At 67.7% G+C, this 25,185-nt stretch carries 20 protein-coding genes and 1 pseudogene; 10 read left to right on the forward strand and 11 right to left on the reverse strand.

The features are described 5' to 3' along the window. A partial coding sequence (locus AC5P78_RS12605) for an integrase core domain-containing protein (protein WP_146257439.1) occupies nucleotides 1-127 on the forward strand: 127 nt, incomplete at its 5' end. 416 nt (nucleotides 128-543) lie between these two features. On the opposite strand, the gene AC5P78_RS12610 is transcribed toward AC5P78_RS12605, so the two are convergent. Continuing rightward, on the reverse strand, nucleotides 544-1,287 hold the full coding sequence (locus AC5P78_RS12610) for a basic secretory protein-like protein (protein WP_005410969.1): 744 nt from the start codon (nucleotides 1,285-1,287) through the stop codon (nucleotides 544-546). After that, complete coding sequence (locus tag AC5P78_RS12615) at nucleotides 1,284-4,628, reverse strand: GH92 family glycosyl hydrolase (protein WP_099561389.1); 3,345 nt, start codon at nucleotides 4,626-4,628, stop codon at nucleotides 1,284-1,286. The genes AC5P78_RS12610 and AC5P78_RS12615 overlap by 4 nt, the downstream gene beginning before the upstream one ends. Nucleotides 4,629-5,049: 421 nt before the next feature. On the opposite strand from AC5P78_RS12615, the gene AC5P78_RS12620 reads away from it, so the two are divergent. From AC5P78_RS12620 to AC5P78_RS12635, 4 genes and pseudogenes are all read left to right on the forward strand, one after another. Further along, the gene (locus AC5P78_RS12620; RefSeq protein ID WP_005410967.1) at nucleotides 5,050-5,247 is read left to right on the forward strand and encodes a zinc-finger domain-containing protein; all 198 of its coding nucleotides are present in this window, start codon (nucleotides 5,050-5,052) and stop codon (nucleotides 5,245-5,247) included. Between the two features lie 15 nt (nucleotides 5,248-5,262). Next, on the forward strand, nucleotides 5,263-6,378 hold the full coding sequence (locus tag AC5P78_RS12625; protein WP_138969850.1) for a glycosyltransferase: 1,116 nt from the start codon (nucleotides 5,263-5,265) through the stop codon (nucleotides 6,376-6,378). Beyond that, nucleotides 6,359-7,690, forward strand: coding sequence for an O-antigen ligase family protein (locus tag AC5P78_RS12630; protein WP_049396209.1), 1,332 nt, complete (start codon nucleotides 6,359-6,361; stop codon nucleotides 7,688-7,690). The genes AC5P78_RS12625 and AC5P78_RS12630 overlap by 20 nt, the downstream gene beginning before the upstream one ends. A gap of 198 nt (nucleotides 7,691-7,888) precedes the next feature. After that, nucleotides 7,889-8,205, forward strand: a pseudogene (locus AC5P78_RS12635) (transposase). A gap of 42 nt (nucleotides 8,206-8,247) precedes the next feature. Here AC5P78_RS12635 and AC5P78_RS12640 read toward each other — a convergent pair. Then, nucleotides 8,248-9,165 carry an LpxL/LpxP family Kdo(2)-lipid IV(A) lauroyl/palmitoleoyl acyltransferase gene (locus AC5P78_RS12640; protein ID WP_005410964.1) on the reverse strand — a complete coding sequence of 306 codons (918 nt, stop codon included), beginning with the start codon at nucleotides 9,163-9,165 and terminating at the stop codon, nucleotides 8,248-8,250. 60 nt (nucleotides 9,166-9,225) lie between these two features. Between AC5P78_RS12640 and waaA the strand changes: the two genes are divergently transcribed. Together waaA and AC5P78_RS12650 are read left to right on the forward strand one after the other, a co-directional pair. Next, entirely contained in the window at nucleotides 9,226-10,524 is a 1,299-nt protein-coding gene (waaA, locus tag AC5P78_RS12645) for a lipid IV(A) 3-deoxy-D-manno-octulosonic acid transferase (protein ID WP_138969849.1), read from the forward strand. A gap of 216 nt (nucleotides 10,525-10,740) precedes the next feature. Beyond that, nucleotides 10,741-11,958, forward strand: a complete 1,218-nt coding sequence (locus AC5P78_RS12650; RefSeq protein WP_138969848.1) for an amino acid transporter — start codon at nucleotides 10,741-10,743, stop codon at nucleotides 11,956-11,958. 87 nt (nucleotides 11,959-12,045) lie between these two features. On the opposite strand, the gene AC5P78_RS12655 is transcribed toward AC5P78_RS12650, so the two are convergent. The 3 genes from AC5P78_RS12655 to AC5P78_RS12665 form a co-directional block, all read right to left on the reverse strand. After that, entirely contained in the window at nucleotides 12,046-13,404 is a 1,359-nt protein-coding gene (locus AC5P78_RS12655; RefSeq protein WP_005410961.1) for a TolC family outer membrane protein, read from the reverse strand. Nucleotides 13,405-13,420: 16 nt separating this feature from the next. Further along, entirely contained in the window at nucleotides 13,421-14,068 is a 648-nt protein-coding gene (locus AC5P78_RS12660) for a protein-L-isoaspartate O-methyltransferase family protein (protein WP_065183162.1), read from the reverse strand. Nucleotides 14,069-14,204: 136 nt separating this feature from the next. After that, entirely contained in the window at nucleotides 14,205-14,885 is a 681-nt protein-coding gene (locus AC5P78_RS12665) for a TetR/AcrR family transcriptional regulator (RefSeq protein ID WP_065183160.1), read from the reverse strand. A 117-nt stretch (nucleotides 14,886-15,002) separates the two neighbouring features. Between AC5P78_RS12665 and AC5P78_RS12670 the strand changes: the two genes are divergently transcribed. Continuing rightward, nucleotides 15,003-16,133, forward strand: coding sequence for an efflux RND transporter periplasmic adaptor subunit (locus AC5P78_RS12670; protein WP_414498556.1), 1,131 nt, complete (start codon nucleotides 15,003-15,005; stop codon nucleotides 16,131-16,133). Between the two features lie 4 nt (nucleotides 16,134-16,137). Continuing rightward, entirely contained in the window at nucleotides 16,138-19,299 is a 3,162-nt protein-coding gene (locus AC5P78_RS12675; RefSeq protein ID WP_049396206.1) for an efflux RND transporter permease subunit, read from the forward strand. A 94-nt stretch (nucleotides 19,300-19,393) separates the two neighbouring features. On the opposite strand, the gene AC5P78_RS12680 is transcribed toward AC5P78_RS12675, so the two are convergent. After that, nucleotides 19,394-20,299 (reverse strand): LysR family transcriptional regulator, encoded by a 906-nt coding sequence (locus AC5P78_RS12680; protein ID WP_065183159.1) that lies wholly within the window; start codon nucleotides 20,297-20,299, stop codon nucleotides 19,394-19,396. A gap of 117 nt (nucleotides 20,300-20,416) precedes the next feature. Here AC5P78_RS12680 and AC5P78_RS12685 point away from each other — a divergent pair, with 117 nt between their 5' ends. Further along, nucleotides 20,417-21,190, forward strand: coding sequence for an SDR family oxidoreductase (locus tag AC5P78_RS12685; RefSeq protein ID WP_005414410.1), 774 nt, complete (start codon nucleotides 20,417-20,419; stop codon nucleotides 21,188-21,190). A gap of 101 nt (nucleotides 21,191-21,291) precedes the next feature. Here the strand turns inward: AC5P78_RS12685 and leuB are convergent, their stop codons facing one another. Genes leuB through AC5P78_RS12705 form a run of 4 tightly spaced genes read right to left on the reverse strand, consistent with a single transcriptional unit; the run spans nucleotide 21,292 to nucleotide 25,179 of the window. After that, a complete protein-coding gene (gene leuB, locus AC5P78_RS12690; RefSeq protein WP_005410954.1) occupies nucleotides 21,292-22,353 on the reverse strand; it encodes a 3-isopropylmalate dehydrogenase in 1,062 nt (353 codons plus the stop codon). Beyond that, a complete protein-coding gene (leuD, locus tag AC5P78_RS12695; protein ID WP_005410953.1) occupies nucleotides 22,343-22,921 on the reverse strand; it encodes a 3-isopropylmalate dehydratase small subunit in 579 nt (192 codons plus the stop codon). The genes leuB and leuD overlap by 11 nt, the downstream gene beginning before the upstream one ends. Continuing rightward, entirely contained in the window at nucleotides 22,921-24,339 is a 1,419-nt protein-coding gene (gene leuC / locus AC5P78_RS12700) for a 3-isopropylmalate dehydratase large subunit (RefSeq protein WP_414498554.1), read from the reverse strand. The genes leuD and leuC overlap by 1 nt, the downstream gene beginning before the upstream one ends. A 60-nt stretch (nucleotides 24,340-24,399) precedes the next feature. Then, a complete protein-coding gene (locus AC5P78_RS12705) occupies nucleotides 24,400-25,179 on the reverse strand; it encodes a class I SAM-dependent methyltransferase (RefSeq protein ID WP_076739909.1) in 780 nt (259 codons plus the stop codon). Between the last annotated feature and the right edge of the window lie 6 nt (nucleotides 25,180-25,185).

Consider the following 25,185-nt stretch of genomic DNA (forward strand, 5'->3'; position numbering starts at 1 on the left):
CCAGCGCAATTCCGTGCTGACCCAATGGCTGCACCACTACAACTGGCACCGCCCTCACATGGGGATCGGTGGCCAGCCACCTATTTCCAGAGTCCTGCTGAACAACGTGGTGGGTTTACACAACTAACAGTCGACTCTACCGGTCCCGATGCCGGTCCCAACGCCGATCCCACCGCTGCCACACGCGCTACGCAACCCGGTCATGTCCCTGCAACGCCGTTGCGGCTCAATACGTCCACGCGGCCCGGCCGTGGGAAGGGACCGGACCGGCCTTCCCACCCTGGGCCCGACCAACTTTCCATGGGCGAGGGTGTCATGCGCAATCGAGTGACGCGGCGGTACTTCCAGCAGCTGTTCGCGCTGTACGCCGGCTTCGTGCAGTCGCGCTGAGGCGTAGAAGGCAGCGAGGTAGAGTCGACCGTTGGTCGACTATCGCGCGAAGCGCGGGGTTTTCGGGGGCTGTACGAAAGGCAGTCGACTAACAGTCGACTCTACCCAGTCGCCGCAATACCCAGTCGCCGCAATACCCAGTTGATCGCCCAGTCAGCGCCGCTTGCCGCGGCGCGCTGGTGCCGGCGGCGGTGCATCCGAACGCGGCTTGGCGTACTGCGTCCACAGCGCCGGCAGTGCCTTGCCGGTGTGCTTCTGCCACAGCGCCGGCGTATAGCGGCCGTCGCGCAGGGCCTTGTCCAGCGCCAGCACCAGGCCGGGATACTCGGCCTCGGCCCATTTCAGGAACGCACCGGTCACCCGGTAGCCGCTGTCGAAATTCTGCCCCTTCTCGACCTTGCCCGGCAGTACCCAGCCTGCGGCGGCATTGTCCATGCCGTAGCGGTCGCGTGCGTAGTCGGCGATGCCTTCCACCAGCCAGCCCGGCACCCGTGCATCGCCGTAACCTGGATAGCCCTGCACGATGTGCATCGCCTCATGGGTGACCAGATCGATGTCGTTCGGGTGCTGCGCCAACCAGCCTGGGTTGATGGTGATCGTCGCTGCCTGGTCCTTGTCGCCGACGAAGGCGATGCCGGTGTAGGCCGGATCGATCACGATGCGCACCATCGCCGGCGCGGCCGGGTGGAAGTCCGCGCGTTCGCGCAGGTAGGCGAAGAAGAACGTATCGATTACCCGCTTGCGCTGCGGCGCGGCCAGGGCGCCACGGGCGTCCTGGTAGTTCAGCGTCACGCCGTCGCGGGTCAGCTGCGTATCGAACGCCTGGGTCTGGCCGAAACTTGAGAAGGACAGGGCAACAAGGGCCAGAGGCAGAAGACGGTAGCGCATGCCGCTCATTGTACGGTGCCGGCCGCCAGCAGTTCGATCTCCGCCAGTGGCAGCCGTGCCGGTGCCGCCAGGCGCAGGCGGTATTCGCTGTAGCGGCCGGGTCTGGCGATGCGGAACGGACGGGTCTGGCGGGCGGATTCGAAGTCTTCGCCGCTGCGCTGGTCGAGCACGGTCCAGCTGCCGCCGCCGTTGCGCGCCTCCAGCGTCCACTCACCGCCCTGGATGCGGCCGTCGCCGCTGGTGAGCGTGTACATCGTCGGCGTGCCGTCGCTCAGTCCGGTCAGCGCGATGGTTGCGCCGCCGCCCAGGCCCACGGTGGTGCTCGCATCGTCATCGACCAGTGCGGGCAGGGCGCGGCCATCGGCCAGCGTCGCCTTCGCGCCGCTGCCGAGCAGGTCGTGCAGCAGCTGCGGGCGCTGGCCGCGCGCGGTCAACGAGCGCGGCACATCGTCCACGCCGCTGCCCCAGCGCGAGGGACGGGGTCCCATCACGAAGTCGAGGGTCGCGCCCTTGGCGATCAGGTCGTGTGGCACCCAGGTCTTCGTCCACGGCTTGCCGTTGATCTTCAGCGACTGCACGTAGACGTTCTCGCGCGAGTTGTTGGCCGCGTTCACGGTCAGCACCGCGCCACCCTGCAGCTCCACGCGTGCATGCTCGAAGGCCGGCGAGCCGATCACGTACTCCGGGGCGCCCATGCGCAGCGGGTACAGGCCCAGCGAGGCCAGCACGTACCATGCCGAAGTTTCGCCGTTGTCCTCATCGCCCGGATAGCCCTGGCCGATCTCGCTGCCGACGTACAGCCGCGACAGGATCTCGCGCACGTGCTGCTGGGTCTTCCACGGCTGCCCGGCATACAGGTACATCCACGGGATGTGGTGCGCCGGCTGGTTGCTGTGCGCGTACATGCCCATGCGTACGTCGCGCGCTTCGGTCATCTCGTGGATGGTGCCGCCGTAGGAGCCGGCCAGTGCCGGGTCTGCGGTTTCCGGCGTGGCGAAGAAGGTATCCAGCTTCGCCGCCAGCTTGTCGCGGCCACCGTACAGCGCGGCCAAGCCTTCGCCGTCATGGGCGGCAGTGAAGGCGAAGGTCCAGCCGTTGGATTCGGTGTAATCGTGGCCCCACACGCGCGGGTCGTAGTCCTTGGCGTCCACGCGCCAGCGGCCATCGGCCCTGCGGCCCTGGAAGAAGCCGGCGGCAGGGTCGAACATCGTCGCGTAGCTGGCAGCGCGGTGGCGGAAGTAGTCGGCTTCGGTGCTGTAGCGCTCGCGTGCGGCGGGTGCGGTCGCGCGCTTGGCCAGCGCATCGGCCATGTTGGCGATGCCGAAGTCATTGAGTGCGCCTTCCATCGTCCACGACATGCCCTCATGCACGTCGGCGCTGGCGTAGCCCCGGAAGGTCGAACGGTCCATGCCCTTGCGGCCGACATGGCGGTCGGGTGGTACCACGGTCGCGTTCTTCAGCGCGGCGGCGTAGGCCTCGCCCGGATCGAAGCCGCCGACGCCCTTCAGCCACGCATCGGCGAAGGCCACGTCCGAGCTGGTGCCGACCATCAGGTCCGCGTAGCCCGGCGATGACCAGCGCGCGATCCAGCCGCCAGCGCGGTACTGCTCGATGAAACCCTGCACCATCTGCCCGGCATCGTCGGGCGTGAACAGCGCGTAGGCCGGCCAGGTGGTGCGGAAGGTGTCCCAGAAGCCATTGTTGACGAACACCTTGCCATCGCGCACGGCGGCAAAGGTGCGGGTCGCGCTGCCATCGGTGTTGTCATCGCTGGCGCTGGCCTGGTTGGCGTAGCGCCACTCCGGTGCGGCGGTGCTGCCCACGTTTTCATGGCCGGAATTCGGGTACAGGAACAGCCGGTACAGGCTGGAATACAGCGTGGTCTTCTGGTCGTCGCTGGCATCGCCGATGTCGAAGCGGGCCAGGCGTGCGTCCCATGCATCCTGCGCACGGCCGGCCACGCTCTCCAGCGTATCGGTGGCGGCGATTTCCAGCGCCAGGTTGTGTCGTGCCTGCTCCACCGAGATCAGCGAAGTGGCGATGCGCATGGTCACCCGTCGTTCGCTGCCGGCATCGAACTTGATGTAGCCGGTCGGTCGGCCGGTGTCGAGGCGCCCACTGCTGCGCCACGGCTTGTCGAAGCGGGCCACCACGTACATGCGGCTGGCGCCGTTGGACAGGCCGCTGCGCGTGTCGGTGTAGCCGGACAGCGTCTGCGTGGCGGCGTCCAGAGTCAGGCCACCGCGTGCATCGACATTGTCGAACAGCAGGTTGGCGTCGCCGTCCTCCGGGAAGTCAAAGCGGAACAGCGCGGCATGGTCGGTCGGCGCGATCGATGCCGCGACGCCGTTGTCGAAGCGCACGTCGTAGCGGTAAGGGCGGGCGCTTTCATGGCTGCGGTCGAACGACAGGGCACGCTTGCGGCGGTCAGCCTCCGGCACGCCACGACTGGCCGATGGCATCACCTGGAAGGTCTGGCGGTCGCCCATCCACGGGCTGGGTTGGTGGCTCAGCGCAAGCGCCTGCAGCTGAGGACGGTTCTGCGCGTCGTTCTGCTCGTTCCAGCGGTACAGCCAGTTCAGCGCACCGGCATCGGTGACCGGGGTCCAGAAGTTGAACCCGTGCGGCACCGCCGTGGCCGGGAAATTGTTGCCACGCGAGAAGGTGCCGTTGGCCTGGGTACCGCGGGTGGTCAGTACCCAGTCGGAGACGCGCGCTGGCTGCTGCCGTGGCACGGTGTCCAGGCGAACGTCATCAATCCAGCCGGAGACCGGTGCGCCGTCGGCACTGGCCACCTCCAGTTCGATCGCCACCACGCGGCGGCCCTTCAGCGCGGGCACATCGCCCAGCCGCACCGCCTTGCGCGCCCATTGCTGCGGGTACAGCGTCTTCGAGTCGCCCTGCGCGCGGGCGCCGAGGGCCACCCCATGCTGGTCACGCGCAGCGCCGGCCGAAACCCGACTGCCATCGTCCAGCAGCAGGTCCAGAGACACATAGGTCGAAGCCACGGTGTCCTTGCCGACGATCTCCGGCAGCACCAACCACGACAGGGTGGTATCGGCCTCGATGGTCACGTCCGCCTTGAACAGTTCGCGCCGCGCATTGCCACCTCCACTGCTGTAGCGCAGTGCGTGCAGGCCGCTGTAGCCGACATTGCGCTTGGCGGCGTAGGGCGCCGCGGGGCCATTGCCGATCGTGACCTGCAATGCGCCTGCGGCCGGTTCCGGAGCCGGCTGGCCCGGCTCGAACGAGCTCTGCAGTCCCTGTGCCAGCACCGGCATCGCGGTAGTCGCACAGGCCAGGGCCAGGGCGAGCGGAAGCAGGGCGCGGCGTGGATCGGACAGGGTCATGCAGGGGTCTCCCGGAAGGGCTGGCGGCGGGCAGAACCCGCATCGGCGGACACCACGGACAGCATCGCTCCGCCCGCCGCGATGGCAGTGGAAGAGGCGATGCCGGTCCGGTGGGGGCGGGCCATGCGATCGGGTCGGATTGGGATAGGCCGGTTCACGACCTGGCCCGATCCTGCAACAGCCGTGGCAACCTGACAAGTGCCATTTAGTTCGATCCAAATGCGGTAAATATCGTTGTCGGTGGTTTCCCGGGGTGGATCTGCAGGATCGGCCGGGAATTCCCACCGGCACCTCATCCCGAAGTGGCATGCAAGGTCGCAGGGAATCGGCCCGGTACGCGCAAAGACCCGTTGCGGCGCAATGTCGGGGCGGCCTGGATGCTAGAATCACAGGCCTCGCAACCCGTTCATCGACATCCGCCATGAGCCATACCGCCACTGCGCCCGCCAACGCCGAGAAGCGCTACACCGTGCACCGCAGCGATCTGCCGCTGAGCTGCCCGACCCCGGAAATGGCGCTGTGGAACTCGCATCCGCGCGTGTACCTGCCGATCGAAGACGAGCCCAATGGCGAAGCGCAGTGCCCGTACTGCGGTTCCGTGTTCGTGCTGGCCGACTAAGCGGCCGCCCCTTCGATGCGCCGATTGACCGTGGTGCAGTTGCTGCCGGCGCTGCACTCCGGCGGCGTCGAGCGCTCGACCCTGGAAATCGCTGCGGCCCTGGTCGCCGCCGGCCATCGCGCGCTGGTGGTTTCCGCCGGTGGCCGCCTGGTGCAGCCGCTGCTCGACAGCGGTGCCGAGCACCTCACCCTGGACATCGGCCGCAAGTCGCTGCTGACCCTGCGCCACTTGCCGACCCTGCGCCGCTTGTTTGCCGAGATTGGTGCGGACATCGTGCATGCCCGCTCGCGGCTGCCGGCCTGGCTGGGTCTGTATGCAATCCGTGCCCTGCCTGCCGCGCAACGCCCGCACTGGGTGACCACCGTGCATGGGCTGAATTCGCCCAGCCGCTACAGCGCGGTGATGACCAGCGGCGAACGCGTGATCTGCGTGTCCAACACCGTGCGCGATTACGTGCAGCGGCACTACCCGACCGTGCCCGAACAGGCATTGCAGGTGATTCCGCGTGGCGTCGATGTGGCCCAGTTCCCGCGCGTGGCGCGTGCCGATCGCCGTCCGCGGATGGCGCTTGCGACAGAGTACCCATGGCTGGCGCAGGTTGAAGGCCCCTTGCTGCTGTTGCCGGGGCGTGGCACCCGCCTGAAGGGCCACGCACACGCATTGCAGCTGCTGGCGGATGTGCGCGCCGCCGGCGTGCCGGCACAGTTGTGGATGCTGGGCACCGATGAGCCCGGACGTGAAGCCTACGTGGCCGACCTGCGCCGGCAGGCGGCCGCGCTCGGCGTGGCCGAGGCCGTGCACATCAGCACGCCGACCGCACGCATCGCCCAGGCCTACGCGGCCAGCGACCTGGTACTGCAGCTGTCGGACAAGCCCGAAGCGTTCGGCCGCACCGTGGTCGAGGCGTTGTCGGTGGGCCGGCCGGTGCTGGGTTGGGACCATGGCGGCGTCGGTGAGCTGCTTCGGCAGCTGCAACCCGCAGGTGCCGTGCCGCTCGGCGATGCGCGGGCATTGGGTGAACGTGCGCTGGCCCTGCTGGCCCAGCCCCCGTCCTTGCCGACCCGCATCCCGTTTACCCTGCAGGCCATGCAGCGCGATACCCTCCGCCTCTATGCCGACCTCGCCGGCTGACCCCGCCGTCATCGTGCGCGACGACCGCGCCGGGCGCTGGGCGCCCTGGTGGGTGCTGGCGTACGTGGCGATGTGGCCGTTGCCAGGCATCGCCGAAACCGTGTTGGGCCTGGGCGCGCTGTACGCGGCGGCGCGCATGGTGACGCGACGCCTGCAGCGCCGCCCGCATCTGTTGAGCACGGCGGCCTGGGCACTGACTTCGATCCTGTTCCTTGGTTACTGGCTGCCGCAGGCATTCTCCGCATTCGATGCGATCGATCCGGCGGCCTCGTGGACCAAGGCTGCTGCGGGCCTGCGCTATCTGCCCTTCATGTGGCTGGTGGCGATCGCAGTGGCTACGCCGGAGCGGCGGCGGCTGACCTTCGCGGGGCTGGCACTGATCACCGGCGCATGGACGCTGGATGCGCTGGTGCAGGCGGTGGCCGGCACCAGCCCATGGTTCTGGTCGCTGGAACACCTGAAGCTGGCGGTCAGTGGCCACGCACTGTGCCCGGCCGACGAGGCCGCACTGGCAGATCGCCTCAGTGGCGCACTGGGACCGTGCAACCTGAAGTTCGGCCAGGTGCTGGCCAGCCTGTCGCCGTTCCTGCTGCTGCCCGCCGCGCGGCGCTTTGGCAATACGGGCTGGCTGCTGGCTGCTGCAGCGCTGGGCAGTGTGCTGCTGTTGGCCGGTTCGCGCGCCTCGTGGATCACCTTCGCGCTGGTGCTGGCCTACAGCGGCGTGCGCCAGTTCGGCTGGAAACGGCTGGCCGCGCTGGCGCTGGTGGCGGTGCTCGGCGCCGGTGCGCTGACCGCCAGCGTGCCGCAGCTGCGCGAGCGCTTCGCGCGTACGGCCATGGCCCTGGATGGGGGCGAGCGTGGTGTCGACGAGGCCCTGTCAGGGCGCGCGCGGATCTGGGAAGCCGCCGCCTGCATGATTGAAGAGCACCCGATCAATGGCGTGGGTGCACGTGGTTTCCGCGATGCCTATCCCGCTTGCGTGGCGGAGGAAGGGCCGGCCGTGTGGGGCAATGCCCCGGCGCTTCATGCCCATCAGATCGTGCTGGAAATCCTCGCAGAGACTGGAGTGATTGGTCTGTTGCTGTGGCTGGCGGCGGTGGCCCAGGCCTGGCGCGCATGGCGCTACGCGCCGGCAATGGCCCGCGAACGCGCGCGTCCGGCGATGCTGGCGCTGGCGGTGACCGTGTTCCCGCTGAACACCCATCTGGCGTTCTATTCGGCCTTCTGGGGTGGCCTGACCGTATTGCTGGCCGCGCTGTTCGCCGGCAGCCTGCTGGCGCGCGACGCGGACGACACGCCGACGGCGGTGTGATCGTCCATCCAGCCTGGCGTGGCTCTACTGCGCGTACCGAACGGAGATTGCTGTGGTGGATCCACGCCATGCGTGGATGGAGCTTTCCCGACGCAAACACAGGTAACCCACCCCTACCGGTGTTTCCATGGGTATCGCACGCTCGAGGCATGGCCAAGCCCAAGACTCCGCTACGGTCGATATTCCCGATCCGGCAACGTGTACTCATTGACCACGGCAACCCTTGGCCGTGAACCGTTGTTCGCCGATGCGGCGAACATGGCGATCCTGATCGACACCCTGCGCTTCGTCGAGCGTAGGGGCTTCAGCCACAGTCTCGCCTGGGTGGTGATGCCCGACCATCTGCACTGGCTGATGGAACTGCGCAGTGGCAGCGCGGCTATCACGACCATGCAGTGCGGACCGACGAATCACTTCACGAGAAGGCGATGTACATCCTGGCCAATCCGGTCTGTGCGGGCTTGGCGTGCGTGGTGGTGGAGTACCCGTACGCCTGGTGCCGCTGGCCGTTGTGAATCCCGGCACGGAATCGAAGAGCATCCACGCATGGCGTGGATCTACTTGTAGAAATCACTCCGCCCACCCGGCTGGCGCTTGAAGCGGCGGTGGATCCACAGGTACTGGTCGGGCGCCTCGCGCACCATCTCTTCGATGGCCTGGTTGACCCGCGTGGTATCGGCTTCCACGTCGTCGCTGGGGAAATTCTCCAGTGGCGCGCCGATCTTCAGGAAGTACTTCCCGCCTTCGCGGCGATGGAAATACGGGATCACCGCACAGCCGGTCATCCGCGCCAGCTGGTGGGTGGCGGTGATGGTCGAAGCGGTGTGGCCGAAGAACGGCACGAACACGGTGTCCTTGCCGCGCATGTCCTGGTCGGGCGCGTACCAGAGGAAGCCGCCCTTCTTCAGGTGGCGCACGGTGGCGCGGATGTCCTCATTGGCGAACATTGCCTTGGCGTAGCGCAGGCGGCCGAACTTCACCGCCCACTCGTACACCGGGTTCTTGTGCTTGCGGTACATGCCTGAAAGATCAACGTAGTCGCACAGCAGGCGCCCGCACATTTCCAGGGTCATGAAATGGCCGGACACCAGCAGCACGCCACGACCTTCCGCCTGCATCTGCCGCAGATGTTCCAGTCCTTCGATCTGCACCTGCGGGCGGATGCTGTCGATGCTGCCCCACCAGGCGCGGATGCACTCGAACACGCCCACACCCAGGGCATCGAAGCTGTCGCGCACCAGGCGCTGGCGCCAGGCCTCGTCCTTCTCGGGGAAGCACAGCTGCAGGTTGACCTCGGCGGCGCGGCGACGGCTGCCCAGCAGGCGCCAGGTGATCCAGCCGACGCCCCGGCCCAGCGCACGCTGCAGCATCCACGGCAGGCGGGCGATGGCGAAGGCGCCCAGCATGGCGGCGAACATCGGCCAGTTGCGGGGATCGCGCAGCGACGGGCGGACGGCGGTGGTGGCATCGGACATTGGCCCATTCTACCAAGGCGGCCGCGTGTCTTTCCCGGGGGGCTCCCGTATCCTTGCCGCATGCTTAAAGACCCTGTCGAATGGATCCTGCGCGGCCTGTACTCGGTCGTGCTCTACATCCTGCTGCCGATCACCGTGTACCACCTGGTCTGGCGCGGCTTCCGGGTCCGTGAATACTTCCGGCGCTGGGATGAGCGCTATGCCTCCTATCCGCAGCCCACCGGCCAACCGCGGGTCTGGCTGCACGCGGTCTCGGTGGGCGAAGTCAATGCCGCTGCGCCGCTGGTGAACGCGCTGCGCAAGGAGCGCCCGGACATCCGCTGGGTCATCACCACCATCACCCCGACCGGCTCCGAGCGCGTGCGTGCGCTGTGGGGCGACGCCCTGGACCACGTCTACCTGCCGTATGACGTGCCCGGCAGCGTCAACCGCTTCCTCGGCCACTTCCAGCCCAGCCTGGCGCTGATCCTGGAAACCGAACTGTGGCCGAACATGCTGTTCGGCTGCCGTGACCGTGGCATTCCGGTCTACATCCTCAACGCGCGCCTCTCGGCGCGTTCGCTGCGGGGCTACCGGCTGCTGGCGGCGTTGATCCGCCGCGCGCTGCGCACGGTCACCTGCGTGGCCGCGCAGTCGCAGGACGATGCCGAGCGTTTCGTGCAGCTGGGTGCCGCGCCGGAGCAGGTGCAGGCGCTGGGCAACCTGAAGTTCGACATCACTACGCCGGACGTGCAGGGCTTCGTCGAGCAGTTCCATGCCCGCGTGCCGGCCCGGCGGCCGGTGTGGATCGCCGCCAGTACCCATGATGGTGAAGAACAGGCGGTGATCGATCTGCATCGTCGCCTGCGCCGGCAGCACCCCGACCTGTTGCTGCTGTGGGCGCCCCGGCATCCCGAGCGCTTCCCGAAGGTGGAGGCGCTGGCGCGGGAGCAGGGCTGGAACGTGGCAACCCGGCGCGCGAAGCAGTGGCCGGAGGTTGGAACCGATGTGTTCGTCATCGATACCCTGGGCGAGCTGATGCCGTTCTATGCCTGCGCGCAGGTGGCGTTTGTCGGTGGAAGCCTGCAGCCGATCGGTGGCCACAACCTGCTGGAGCCGGCGGCGATGGGCACCGCTGCGGTGACGGGCCCGCACCTGCACAACTTCTCGGAGATTTCCCGTCGGATGCGCGAGGCGGGCGCGCTGTTGATCGGCGAAGACGTGCAGGCGGTCGGCGAACTGCTGCAGCACCTGCTCGAAGATCCACAGGCACGCGAGGACATGGCGCGGGCAGGCTGCACGCTGATCAGCAACGGACGCGGTGCCCTGCAGCGTACGCTGGCGCTGGTCGGACCGCACCTGCCGCCGCCTTGCCGCTGAGTCCGAAGGGCCGGCGCACGCGACGTGACTGTCGTGAAAGACCGCGTCAATTCTGCTTAGCGACCTGGAATCTGTCGTAGCGGGACCGGGAGCTTCCTTGCCAACGTGCCTGCCGTCACATCGTGATGCGCATGGCGCGTATTCCGATACCGCCTCCCGGCACAGGCTGTCAGTCTGCTGTCGACCGCGCTTGGGCGGATATCAAGGGAACTTGCGATGGACAGCGACAGCAGCCCCGGCATCGATGAGCCCGGGTACGGCGATCGCCTTGTGGTGGTGGCACTGACCTTGCTGCTGGGAGGCGGCGTGGTCGCGCTGGTCGGCCAGCACACCGCAGGCCAGGCAGGCCCGGCCATCGTCCTGAGCCTGCTGCTGGCCGCGCTGGGCACAGGGCCGCTGCTGTACTGCCTGCACGTTCTGAACCAGCAAAGGCCCGCTGCCGATGGCCTGCATGGCGTGGTGCGGGAATGCTGGGGAGGCGTGCCGGCCGTTCTGCTCGGTGGCGCGCTGCTGCTGGAACTGGTGGTGACTGCCGCTGGCGTTGCGCAGTCCGTCGCCAACCATCTGCATGTACTGCTGGCTGGTTGTGGAATCGAGGCCAGCAACGGGATGCCGGGTCAACTGGTGGCTGCTGCCAGCCTGCTGTTGCTTGCAGTGGTCGGATTGCTGCGGCCACACCGTGTGGTGCTGGTTGCCTGCGTGCTGCTGACGGTGAAGATCGGCGCCGGCCTGCTGTTGCTGGTGCTGGCAGCCCGCCATGTGCACTACGCGAACTGGATTCCATGGCTGCCGCCGGCAACGGCACCCTATCGCTTCGGGATCGGCGGTGTACTGGCGGCGAGCGTGCCGCTGTACGGTGTGTTCGCCACCGTTGGCCTGGCGCTGGGATTTCCTGGCATCGGCAGGCAGGCGAGGGCACGGCCGCCGCTGCTGCCGGCGTGCGTGCTGCTGGCCATGGTGCTGCTGATCGTACTGGCCGCGTTGCAGGCGGGCCTGGTCGAATTTCCGGCCCTGGCCAGCACGCGGCCTTTGTCGGTCGCCCTGCAGCATCACCCGCAGTTGTACTGGGTGATGCTCTTGCTGCCGCTGGCGGGAGTGGCAGGGTTGGTGGCGCTCATCCTGGTGCTGCTGATGTTGGCTGCGCAGGTGGCGATGCAGCTGTGGCCGACGGCAGGTGACCGATCCCTGGAGTTCCGGGAGAGACTGGTGCCGGTTGCCGTCGTCCTGCCGGCGGCATTGCTGGCGTTGTGGGCGCCCATGGGCAGCCTGCCGGTACTGCCTGGTCCGGCAACCCTGTTGGTGATGGGGGCCGTGTGCGTGGCCGTGCTGCGCGGACGGGCACAGCGGTCACGCGCCCTGCCGGTGCTGGCTCCCGTCGCCATCGCACTGTGTCTGCTGGCCGCAGTCGAACGGATGCGGGTCTGGCCCGGCTGACGGTCGGTGGGTGCATGCCTCCGTCCGCGCGACCAACAAAAAAGCCACCCTCGCGGGTGGCTTCTTCGTGACCGGCAGGCTGACGACTTAGTGCGTGGTGGTTGCCGGGTTGCCCGCGTCCTGGGTCAGCAGGCGGTTGACGTCCTGCAGCTCGGCCACGTCCAGCGCACCCAGCGACTGGCTCAGCAGCAGGCGGTTCTGCAGGAAGGTGTAACGGGCCTGGGCGTAGTCCAGCTGCGCCGAGAACAGGATGCGCTGGTTCTGGATCACGTCCAGCACGGTACGGGTACCGACTTCCAGGCCGACCTGCGAGGCGTCATAGGCGCTCTGTGCCGAGACCACCGCCAGGCGGCGGGCTTCCACTTCGCTGATGCCCTGTACCAGGGTCTGGTAGGCATTGCGGGTGTTGCGGTCCAGGGCACGCTTCTGCTGCTCGTAGCCGTCCTGGGCAATGTCACGCTGGGCCAGCGCCTGGCGCACGCCGGACTGGGTAGCGCCGCCGGCGAAGATCGGCACGTTCAGGGTCAGGCCGATGCTGTTGGTGCGGGCGTCGGGGGACAGCGAGCCGGAGCCGGTGCTGTCGCCCCAGGTCGCGGTCTTGCCCCAGCTGCCGCCCAGCGACAGGGTCGGGTAGTGACCACCACGCGCGGCCTGCACGCCGGCTTCGGCGGCGCTCACCTTCAGTTCCTGCGCCTTCAGCGCCGGATTCTGGGTGGTGGCCTGGTGCACCAGCTCATCGATGTTGCCACGGTTGGCCGGCACTTCCGGACGGAAGTCGGCCGGCAGGCCGCGCAGGTTGACCACCGGCTGGCCGGTCAGTTCGGTCAGGGCCTGGTAGTTATCGGCCAGGGTGTTCTGCGCAACGATGGTGTTGGCACGCGCCTGGTCGTACTGGGCGCGTGCTTCGTGCACGTCGGTGATCGGCGCCAGGCCCACTTCCAGGCGCTTGTCGGCGAAGTCGAACTGCTTCTTCGCAGCCGCTTCATTGGTCTGTGCGGCGTTCAGCGATTCGATCGCCACCAGCACGTTGAAGTAGGCCGCCGAGGTGCGCACGATCAGGCTGTCGTTGGCAGATTCGAGGGTGAAGTCCGCCGCCTTGCTCAGCTCACGCTGCGAACGCAGGTTGTTGATCTGGGTCCAGTTGAACAGCGTCTGGCTGCCATCGATCGTGTAATTGCGGCGCTTGTTGGTGAACGAGCCGGAGTTGATGTCGGCGTTCGGCTCGCTGCGCGTGCGGTTCAGCGTGGCCTGGCCGTTGATCTGCGGCAGCAGGGCGGCGCGCGCCTGCACGGCGCCTTCCTTGTCGACCAGCCGGGTCGATTCGGCGGCGGACAGCTGCGGATCGCCGTTGCGCGCCATTTCGTAGACCTGCAGCAGGTCGGCGGCATGGGCAGACAACGGCAGCAGGGCAGTGGCCAGCGCAACAGCGAGGGATCGGCGGATCATTGCGGCTTCCTTGGACTCAGAGGTGGAACTGGGGTGCCGGGGCGGCACCGCGCAGGTAATCGATATCGGTCTCGAACAGGGACTCGGTGCTGCCGTCGGCCTTGACCAGCAGGGCCTCCATCGCCGGCGAGCGGCCGTGGATCACGAACAGGCGACCACCCGGACGCAGCCACGAGGCGAACTGTGACGGCACCACGTCGACCGCACCAGTGACACAGATCACGTCAAAGCGGCGTTCGGTCTGCCAGGACAGGGCGTCAGCCACTTCCACGCGGACGTTGGTGCCCAGGCCGGAGGCGTCCAGGTGGGCACGCGCGGCGGCGGCCAGCTCCGGGTCGATCTCCAGGCTCAGCACGTCGCGCGCCAGCGCGCCGATGCAGGCGGACAGGAAGCCGCTGCCGGTGCCGATTTCCAGCACTTCGTCACCCGGCTGCAGATCCAGTGCCTGCAGGGTACGGCCCTCGATGACCGGCTTCATCATCTTCTGGCCGTGGCCGATCGGCAGTTCGACATCGGCGTAGGCCAGTGCCCGGTGTGCATCGGCGACAAAAGCCTCGCGCGGCAGGCGGGCCAGGACGTCGAGCACCTTGATGTCCAGCACGTCCCAGGGACGGATCTGCTGTTCCACCATCAGTTCGCGGGCGTGGGCGTAATCAATCGTCATGAGGTTCAAATCCAGCGCAGTGGGCCGGCCATTTTACCGGTGCCGGAGGCCGGCGGCGCGCCCAGAGCATCAGCTGCCGGGTGGCCGGGGTCGCAGTGCCGGAAGTCATCGCGACCTCCGGTTCGTTCAGTTTTGGTTATTCAGCCGTCTCGGCCCCTCGCGGCGCATAGGCGCGCAGGAAGAAGTCGATGCTGGCGGTCACGTGGGCAAGAGGGTCGCACTCCACCGGTGACAGTGGCATGCCGCACATCATATGCATGTGCACTTCGCCCTTGACCAGGGTCAGGAACTGCTCGCCAGCCAGCGAATAGTCGGTGATTTCCAGCTCGCCGCGCTCGGCGCGTGCCCGCAGGAAGTCAGCCAGGGCCTCGCAGGTACGTTCCGGTCCTGCCTTCCAGAACAGCTCGCGCAGGCGTTCGTCGGTCTCCGGCGCCATCATCATGCGCTGGATCGAGATCGCCGCATCGGAAGTGATCAGTTCGAAGAAGGCCAGGCCGATGCCGATCAGCTGGTCGCGCAGCGGGCCGTCCGCGTCGGCCACGAACAGGGCATCGGGCAGCATTTCAATGCACTTTGACTGCACGGCCTCGGAGAACAGGGTCTCCTTGTCGCCGAAGTGGCTGTACACGGTCAGCTTCGAGACGCCGGCCTGGGCGGCAATGGCGTCCATGCTCACGCCGGTATACCCCTGTTCGATGAACAGTACCTTGGCTGCTTCAAGGATCGCCGCGCGCTTGCCCAGATCCTTGGGGCGCCCGGGTCCGGCGGCCTTGGCAGCGGGCTTGGCCGACGGCTTGCGGGAAGTGGAAGAACTCATCGCAACAATACTAGACCAAGCGGTTCGATATTTATACTATACCGGCCGGTTTATTAAATTGGGCCGGCAGTCGCGGCTCCCCCTTGTTGCAACCCTGCGTTTTCAGGACGTTGACCGATGAAGATCGTGCGCTGGATGGGCGGTATGGTGTGGGTGGCTGCGCTGGCAGCCTGTTCGGGACAGGAACAGGCGCCGCAGGCGGCCGTGCCGGTACTGGTGGTTCACCCCGGCGAACAGGCCGGACAGGCGCCGGCGGCATTCCCGGGCACGGTGCGTGCCCGTCAGGAAAGCCCGCTGTCGTTCCGCGTCGGAGGCAACCTGGTCAAGCGCCACGTCGATGCCGGCCAGCGGGTGAAGAAGAGCGACGTGCTGGCCGAACTGGACGTGGCTGACTTCGCGCTGCAGGCCCGTGCCTCGCAGGCGCAGCTGGCTGCGGCCGAGGCCGACCTGGTGCGTGCCCGCGATGACCTGAAGCGCTACCAGGTGCTGGCCGACCAGCAACTGGTCAGCCGCTCGCAGCTGGACCAGCAGTCCGCGGCGTTCAAGGCCGCGCAGGGCCAGGCCAATGCGGCCCGCGCCAACCTCGATGTGCTGCGCAACCAGGCTGACTACGCGCAGCTGCGAGCGCCGGCCGATGGCGTGATCGCCAGCCGCGAGGCCGAAGCCGGGCAGGTGGTGTCCGCCGGCCAGACCATCTTCAACCTGGCCGCCGATGGCGGCCGCGAAGTGCTGATCGACCTGCCCGAGGCGACCATCCGCGACTACGCGGTCGGCCAGCCGGTCGAGGTGGAACTGTGGAACCGCCCGGGCCAGCGCCTGCCCGGTACGATCCGCGAGATCGCCGCCGCCGCCGATCCGCAGGCACGCACCTATGCCACCCGCGTCAGCCTGGCCGCCAATGCGCTGGCCGATGTCGAACTGGGCCAGAGCGCACGCGTCTACAGCAGCGCCGGTCGCCACGGCACCCTGCAGCTGCCGCTGGGCGCGCTGCAGCGCGGCGCCAACGGTGCCGCCAGCGTGTGGGTGGTCGATCCGGCCAACAGCACGCTGAAGGCCGCCTCGGTCACCACCGGTGCGTTTGGCAGCGAGACCGTGCCGGTGCTGTCCGGCGTGAACGCGGGTGACTGGGTGGTTGCCGCCGGTGGCCACCTGCTGCGAGCGGGCCAGCCGGTGATCGCCGTGGACCGGCAGAACCGCCCGGTGCTGAAGCCGGCCGCGCCGGCCGCTGCCGCCAAGGCCAAGGAGTAAGCCGGTGCGCCGCTTCAATCTTTCCGAGTGGGCGCTGGCCAACCGCCCGCTGGTGCTGTTCGCGATGCTGGCCTTCGCGCTGATCGGCGCGTGGTCGTACAAGCACCTGGGCCAGTCCGAGGATCCACCATTCACCTTCAAGGCGATGGTGGTGCGCACGCTGTGGCCGGGCGCCACCGCCGAACAGGTCTCGCGGCAGGTGACCGAGCCGATCGAGAAGGCGCTGATGAACACCGGCGAGTACGAGTTCATCCGCTCCTATTCGCGCCCCGGCGAATCGCAGGTCATCTTCATGGCCCGCGACAGCCTGCGTTCCAGGCAGATCCCGGACCTGTGGTACCAGGTGCGCAAGCGCGTGGGCGACATCCGTGCGACGCTGCCGCGCGAGATCGTCGGTCCGTTCTTCAACGATGAGTTCGGCGACACCTACGGCAACATCTATGCGTTGACCGGCAAGGGCTTCGACTACGCGGTGATGCGCGACTACGCCGACCGCATCCAGCTGGAACTGCAGCGCGTGCCCGATGTCGGCAAGATCGACCTGGTCGGCCTGCAGGACGAGAAGGTGTGGATCGAGCTGTCCAACACCCGCCTGGCCACGCTCGGTGTGTCGATGCAGCAGGTACAGCAGGCGCTGGCCGACCAGAATGCGGTCACCGGCACCAGCTTCTTCGAGACCGCCACCGACCGCGTGCAGCTGCGCGTGACCGGCCAGTTCAACGACATCGAAGCGATCCGCCAGTTCCCGATCCGCGCCGGTGACCGCACCGTGCACCTGGGCGACATCGCCGAGGTCAAGCGTGGCTTCGCCGATCCGGCGTCGCCGAAGATGCGCTTCATGGGTGAAGAGGCCATCGGCCTGGCAGTGGCGATGAAGGATGGCGGTGACATCCTCAAGCTCGGCGCCAATCTCGATGCCGAGTTCGAGCGCCTGCAGAAGACCCTGCCGGCGGGCATGCAGCTGCGCAAGGTGTCCGACCAGCCGCAGTCGGTGGAAGAGTCGGTCGGCGAGTTCGTGCAGGTGCTGACCGAAGCGGTGGTGATCGTGCTGCTGGTCAGCTTCTTCTCGCTGGGCCTGCGCACCGGCCTGGTGGTGGGCGTGACCATTCCGCTGGTGCTGGCGATGACCTTCTTCGTCATGCACTACTTCGACATCGGCCTGCACAAGATCTCGCTGGGCGCGCTGGTGCTGGCGCTGGGCCTGCTGGTGGACGATGCGATCATCGCGGTGGAGATGATGGCCACCAAGATGGAGCAGGGTTACGACCGCCTGCGCGCGGCCAGTTTCGCCTGGGAGTCGACCGCGTTCCCGATGCTGACCGGTACGCTGATCACCGCGGCCGGCTTCCTGCCGATCGCTACCGCGGCATCGAGCACCGGTGAGTACACCCGCTCGCTGTTCCAGGTGGTGACCATCGCGCTGGTGGTGTCGTGGATCGCGGCGGTGCTGTTCATCCCGTACCTGGGCGACAAGATGCTGCCGGACCTGTTCAATCCGCAGCCGCCGAAGCCGGGCAGCCTGTCCGCGCGCTGGCACGCCAAGCGCCAGCAGTGGGCCGACCGCTATCCGGCGCTGGCCAACCTGATCGCGCCGCCGCAGCATGGGCACGACCATGATCCGTACCAGCGCCCGTTCTATCGCAGCTTCCGCCGCTTCCTCGATGGCTGCCTGCGTCACCGCTGGTGGGTGATCGCTGCGACCATCGCCCTGTTCGTGTTCTCGCTGATGATGTTCCGCTTTGTACCGCAGCAGTTCTTCCCGGATTCGACCCGGCCGGAACTGATGGTGGACATCGAACTGGCCGAGGGCGCGTCGCTGCGTTCGACCCAGGCCCAGGCCGAGAAGCTGGAGAAGCTGCTGTCCAGCCGCGAGGGCATCGCCAACTACGTGTCCTACGTGGGCACCGGTTCGCCGCGCTTCTACCTGCCGTTGGACCAGCAGCTGCCGGCCACCAACTTCGCCCAGTTCGTGGTGTTGGCCAAGGACATCAAATCGCGCGAAAGCACCCGTGACTGGCTGCTGCACGAGGTGATTCCGAAGTTCCCGGACGTGCAGATGCGCGTGACCCGCCTGGAGAACGGCCCGCCGGTCGGCTATCCGGTGCAGATGCGTATTTCCGGCGAGCACATCGAGAAGGTGCAGGCGATCGCGCGCCAGGTCGAAGCCAAGGTGCGTGAGAACCCGCACGTGATGAACGTCAACCTGGACTGGAGCGAGCCGAGCAAGGTAGTGCGGCTGGTGATCGACCAGGAGCGTGCCCGCGCGCTGGGCGTGAGCAGTGCCCAGGTCAGCCAGTTCCTGTCCAGTTCACTGGCCGGGCAGTCGGTGAGCGTGTACCGCGAAGGCAATCGCCAGATCGAGATGCTGCTGCGCGGGCCGGCCGATGAGCGCAACCAGCTGGAGCTGCTGTCCAGCCTGTCGATGCCGACCGCCAACGGTGGCAGCATCACGCTGTCGCAGGTGGCGACGATGGAGTACGGCTTCGAGGACGGCATCATCTGGCACCGCAATCGCCTGCCGACGGTGACCGTGCGTGCCGACATCAGCGATGGCATGCAGCCGCTGGACGTGGTGCACCAGATCCTGCCGACGCTGGACGGCATCCGTGCCGAGCTGCCGAATGGCTACCTGCTGGAAACAGGCGGTACCGTGGAGGATTCGGCACGTGGCCAGAACTCGATCAAGGCCGGCATGCCGCTGTTCCTGGTGGTGGTGGCCACGCTGCTGATGCTGCAGCTGCGCAGCTTCTCGCGTGCGGCGATGGTGCTGGTGACCGCGCCGCTGGGCATCATCGGCGCGACGTTGTTCCTGCTGCTGTTCCGCGCGCCGTTCGGCTTCGTGGCACTGCTGGGCACGATCGCGCTGGCCGGCATGATCATGCGCAACTCGGTGATCCTGATCGACCAGATCCAGCAGGACATCGATGCCGGGCATGACCGCTGGCATTCGATCATCGATGCGACGGTGCGCCGCTTCCGCCCGATCGTACTGACCGCGCTGGCGGCCGTGCTGGCGATGATTCCGCTGTCGCGCAGCGCGTTCTATGGCTCGATGGCGATCTCGATCATGGGCGGCCTGATCGTGGGCACGGTGCTGACCCTGGTGTTCCTGCCGGCGTTGTACGCGGCATGGTTCCGGGTGAAGCCGGACGAATCCGGGGCGTAATGCCCCGGGTTCTGCGGCCGGGGTCGGATCCCTTTCCCGCTGGGAATGGGCTCTGACCCCATCCACCTTGTGCACATCCACGCATGGCGTGGATCTACTGTAGCTGCAGGCCGCTCCGTAGCACCGGCAGCAGCCATTCGATGAACACCTGCACGCGTTGCGCGCGGTGCTGCCGGTGCGGCTGCAGCAGGGTCACCGGTAACGGCTGCGCCACATGCTGCGGCATCACTTCCACCAGCGCACCGGATTGCAGTTCGGCCTGCACGTCGTAGCGCGGAATCTGCAGCAGCCCCAGCCCCGCCACGCAGCACGCGATCGACGCTTCTGCACTGTTGACCCGCACCCAGCCGGGCATCGGCAATGTGCGTAGCTGCGTACCCTCCTGCCACTCCCACGGTTCCACCCGCGCCGTGGTCGGCGACGCGTAGTTCACCGCCCGGTGCTGCTGCAGGTCGGCAGGTTGCTGCGGCACACCGTACTCGCGCAGGTAGGCTGGCGCGGCAACGTTGACGAAGTCGAGCTGGCCCAGCGTGCGCGCGACCAGGCTGGAATCGCCCAGCTGCCCGACCCGCAGCACGGCATCGCAGCCGTCTTCGATCAGGTTCACCGCGCGGTCGGTCATGCCCAGGTCGACTTCCACCTGCGGATGGCGCGCGAAGAAGTCGGGCAGCGCCGGGGCGATGATGCGGCGGCCGATGCGACTGGGCACGTCGATCTTCAGCAGACCCACCGGCTGCGCATCGTCCTGCCGGAACAGCGATTCGGCGTCTTCAACCTCGGCGATCAGGCGCAGGCAGCGGGCATGGAACACGTCGCCGTCGTGGGTGGTCGACACCCTGCGGGTCGAACGCTGCAGCAGGCGGGTACCGAGCCGCTGCTCCAGCTCCGCAATGGCTGCCGAGACGGTGGAGCGGGGCAGGCCGAGCTGGTCGGCGGCGCGGGTGAAGCTGGCGCACTCCACCACCCGGGTGAAGATGCGGAAGCGATCGATCCGATCCATTGTTCGCTGGCTCTGGAAGGTTAAGTCAATGCGGCGGGCTTTATCCGCATTTTCTGCACGATATCGTCGTCAGGACAGGGTTGCCACCCCGGGCAGCCCACTTCCGAGACCGAGGCCATGACCGACCATTCCCTCAAGGGCAAGACCGTGCTGATCGCCGGTGGCGCCAAGAACCTGGGCGGACTGATCGCCCGCGACTTCGCCAGCCAGGGCGCCAAAGCCATCGTCATCCACTACAACAGCGCCGCCACCCAGGCCGATGCAGAGGCGACCGTCGCCGCCGTGCAGGCCGCTGGCAGCAAGGCGGTTGCCCTGCAGGGCGACCTGACGTCGGCGGCAGCGATGGAGCGCTTGTTCGCCGATGCCGTGGCCGCAGTCGGCCGTCCCGACATCGCCATCAATACGGTCGGCAAGGTGCTGAAGAAGCCGCTGCTGGAGATCAGCGAAGCCGAGTACGACGAGATGAGCGCGGTCAACGCCAAGGCCGCGTTCTTCTTCCTCAAGGAGGCGGGACGTCACGTCAACGACGGCGGCCGGATCTGCACCCTGGTCACCTCGCTGCTGGGTGCGTTCACGCCGTTCTACTCCAGCTACGCCGGCACCAAGGCGCCGGTCGAGCATTTCACCCGTGCGGCGTCGAAGGAGTTCGGTGAGCGCGGCATCTCGGTCACGGCGATCGGCCCCGGTCCAATGGACACGCCGTTCTTCTATCCGGCCGAGAGTGCCGATGCGCAGGCGTACCACAAGACCGCGGCCGCGCTCTCGGCGTTCACCCGTACCGGACTGACCGACATCGCCGACATCGTGCCGTGGATCCGCTTCCTGGTCACCGATGGCTGGTGGATGACCGGGCAGACCATCCTGGTCAATGGTGGGTACACCACCAAGTAAAGCAGCCACGCATGGCGTGGCTCTACAGTAGAGCCACCCCATGGGTGGCTGCCCGCACTGTGCGAAGGGAGAGGCGCCACGCGTGGCGTGGCGCTATCGGATCAGTTGAGTTTGGCCAGCACCGCGTCGGTGGCGGCTGCCGTGCTCACCGCCTGGCCCTTGGCGGCCAGATCGGCGGTGAACACGCCGTCATCCAGCACGGCATGCACGGCGGCTTCCACCGCAGCGGCTTCCGTTTCCAACCCCAGCGAATGGCGCAGCAGCATCGCGGCGCTGAAGATCGTCGCGTACGGATTGGCGATGCCCTTGCCAGCGATGTCCGGGGCCGAACCATGGATGGGCTCGTAGATGCCGACTGCACCGGGTTCGCCCAGCGAGGCCGACGGCAGCAGGCCGAGCGAGCCGGCCAGCATCGAGGCCTCATCGGTGAGGATGTCGCCGAACATGTTCTCGGTCACGATCACGTCGTACTCGCGCGGCTTGGCCAGCAGGTGCATGGCCATGGAATCGACCAGCTGGTGCTCCAGTGCAACGTCCGGGAATTCCTCGCGGCCGATGCGCGCGGCCACGTCACGCCACAGGCGCGAGGTCTCCAGAACGTTGGCCTTGTCCACCGAGGTGACCTTGCCGCGGCGCTGCCGGGCCAGGCGGAAGGCACTGCGCAGCACGCGTTCGATCTCGGCCACGGTGTAGCGGCACAGGTCGCTGGCGCTGTCGGCGTCGCGGGTCTTGTCGCCGAAGTAGATGCCGCCGGTCAGCTCGCGTACCACCACGAAGTCCACGCCCTGCAGCAGCTCGGCCTTGATCGGCGAGGCGTGCAGCGCGGCCTCATGGGTACGCACCGGGCGCAGGTTGGCATACAGGCCCAGCGCCTTGCGGATCGCCAGCAGGCCCTGTTCCGGGCGCACCTTGGCGTTGGGATCGGACCACTTCGGGCCGCCGACCGCACCCAGCAGCACCGCGTTGGCGGCCTGGCAGGCAGTCAACGTAGAGGCCGGCAGCGGCTCGCCGTGGCGGTCGATGGCGATGCCACCGATGTCGTGCTCGCTGAAGGTGAAGGTGTGGTTGAAGCGCGTGGCGACAGACTTCAGGACGGCGACTGCCGCGGCGGCCACTTCCGGGCCGATGCCATCACCGGGCAGGACAACAATTTCAGCGTGCATGCTCACTCTCGTAACGTTCGATTTCAGGGACACGGCCCAACAGGTACCCCAACTGGTCGACACCTTCCAGCAGGCAGGTCTGCGAGAAGCCATCCAGCGGGAAGGAATAGACGCGGCCGTCAGGCGTGCGCAGCTCGCGCGCGGCCACGTCGATGGTCAGCTCGTCGTCAGGGCGCTGCATCAGCGCCTGCACGTCGGCTTCGTCCAGCACGATCGGCAGCAGGCCGTTCTTCAGCGAGTTGCCGCGGAAGATATCGGCGATCTCGCTGCTGACGATGGCACGCAGGCCGAGGTCGGTCAGTGCCCACGGTGCATGCTCGCGCGATGAGCCGCAGCCGAAGTTGCGGCCCGCCAGCAGGATGCTGCGGCCGGCGTTGTGCGGCTGGTTGAAGGCGAAGTCGGCCACCGGCGAACCGTCGGCCTGCCAGCGCCAGTCATTGAACGCGTTGCGGCCCAGGCCGGCGCGTTCGGTGGTGGACAGGAACCGCGCCGGAATGATCTGGTCGGTGTCGATGTTGGTCTGGCGCAGCACCACGCTGGCCGAGGTCAGGGTACGGAAACCGGCCATCACGCCACCTCCTGTGCGAACAGTTCGCGGGTATCGGCGACGTGCCCGTTCACCGCGGCCCACGCCGCGCTCATCGGTGAGGCCAGCAGCGTGCGCGAACCAGGGCCCTGGCGGCCTTCGAAATTGCGGTTGCTGGTGCTGACGGCCAGCTGCCCGGGCGCGACCAGATCGCCGTTCATGGCGATGCACATCGAGCAGCCCGGCTCGCGCCACTCGGCACCGGCCGCGCGCACGATCTCGTGGATGCCTTCGGCCTCGGCCTCGCGCTTGACGATCTCCGAGCCCGGCACCACCAGCATGCGCACCCGATCGGCGACACGACGGCCCCGCAGCACCTGCGCCACTTCGCGCATGTCGCTCAGCCGACCGTTGGTGCACGAACCGACGAACACCACGTCCACCGGCGTTCCGGCCAGCGCCTTGCCGGCCTGGAAATGCATGTAGTCCAGGCCCTTCTGTGCGGCGGCATCGTTGGCGGCGGGAATCGGTGCATCCACCGCGATCGCGGTGCCCGGATGCGTGCCCCAGGTCAGGGTCGGGCGGATGTCGGCGGCGTCAATGTGCACTTCGCTGTCGAAACGCGCGCCCTCATCGCTGCGCAGCTGCTGCCAGCGCGCCACGGCGGCGTCGAAATCGGCGCCCTTCGGCCCGCGCGGCGTAGCGGCGACGAAGTCGAAGGTAACCTGGTCCGGCGCCACCATGCCGGCACGCGCACCCGCTTCGATCGACATGTTGCACAGGGTCATGCGCTGTTCCATGTCCATCGCTTCGATGGTGCTGCCACGGAATTCGATCACGTGGCCGGTGCCGCCGTTGACGCCGATCACGCCGATGATGTGCAGGACCACGTCCTTGGCGCCAACGCCGGGCGCCAGCGGGCCATCGACGGTGATGGCCAGGGTCTTGGCCTTTCGCTGCAGCAGGCACTGCGTGGCCAGCACGTGGCCGACTTCGCTGGTGCCGATGCCGAACGCCAGCGAACCGAAGGCCCCGTGGGTGGAGGTATGGCTGTCGCCGCAGACGATGGTCATGCCCGGCTGGGTGAAGCCCTGTTCCGGCGCGATCACGTGGACGATGCCGCGATTGTCCGAGGCCATGTCGAACAGTTCGATACCGTGCTCGGCGCAGTTGCGCGCCAGCGTGGCGACCTGCGCTTCGGAGGCGGCGCTGGCGTAGGGCAGCGTGCCGTCAGCAGCGGCCGGCAGGGTCGGTGTGGAGTGGTCCATCGTCGCCTTGGTGCGGTCCGGGCGGCGCGGCGACAGGCCACGCTCGCGCAGTTCGGTGAACGCCTGCGGCGAGGTCACCTCGTGGATCAGGTGCAGGTCGATGTACAGCACGGCGGGGGCGCTGTCGGTTCCGGGAACCACCACGTGGGCGTCCCACAGTTTGTCGTACAGGGTGCGGGGTGCGGAAGTCATGCGTATGCCTGGCAGAAGTACGAAATAGCGAACATCAGTAAAGGAAACGGAACGGTCAAGTCAGCGACGGCGGGCGAGCACGCGCAGGCGCACGTAGTCGGCCAGCGGCTGGCCGGCGGCATTGCGCGGCAGCTCGGCCAGCAACGCGGTGGCGGCCTCGCGCACGGTAGCGCGGGCCTCGGCCGGCAGGTCGTCCAGCAGTGGTGCGGCGAAGACCCGCAGCCAGCCGGCCACGCCGGTCGGCAGTGCGGTCGGGCGCGGCGTGCACTCGATCAGTTGCACCTGGAAGCCATGCTGGCGCAGGCGGTCGGCGTAGGCATCGGCCGTCGGGAAATACCACTGGAAGGTGCTGGCGCCATGGCCGTGGGCCACGCGCGCGGCCTGTACCGCCGCGATGATCGTGGCCACGTTGCCGTGGCCACCGAATTCGGCGACAAAGCGGCCGCCGGGGCGCAGGGCGCGGCGCACGCCTTCCAGCACGCGGTCCGGAGTCGTCATCCAATGCAGTGCGGCATTGCTGAACACTGCATCGAACTCGCTGTCGAACGACAGCGCGTGGCCGTCCATCACCTGCGCGTCGACACCGCGTGCGCGGGCGGCGACCACCAGTTCCGGCGAAGCATCCACGCCGTGGATGCGTGCGCCGCTCAGCGCCAGCTCGGTACTGAGTACGCCATCGCCACAGCCCAGGTCGAGGATGCGCTCACCGGCGCGCGGGTCGAGCAGGCGCGATACCGCGCCGCCGAGCAGCGGGACGAAGCCGGCGTCGATCGCATAGTCCTGGGCGTTCCACTGCTGGCCAGCGGCGCTGGTCGGGGTGGGGGTGTCGAAGGCGCTCATCTCGGG

Source organism: Stenotrophomonas sp. YJH_SMC_133 (genome assembly GCF_059370655.1).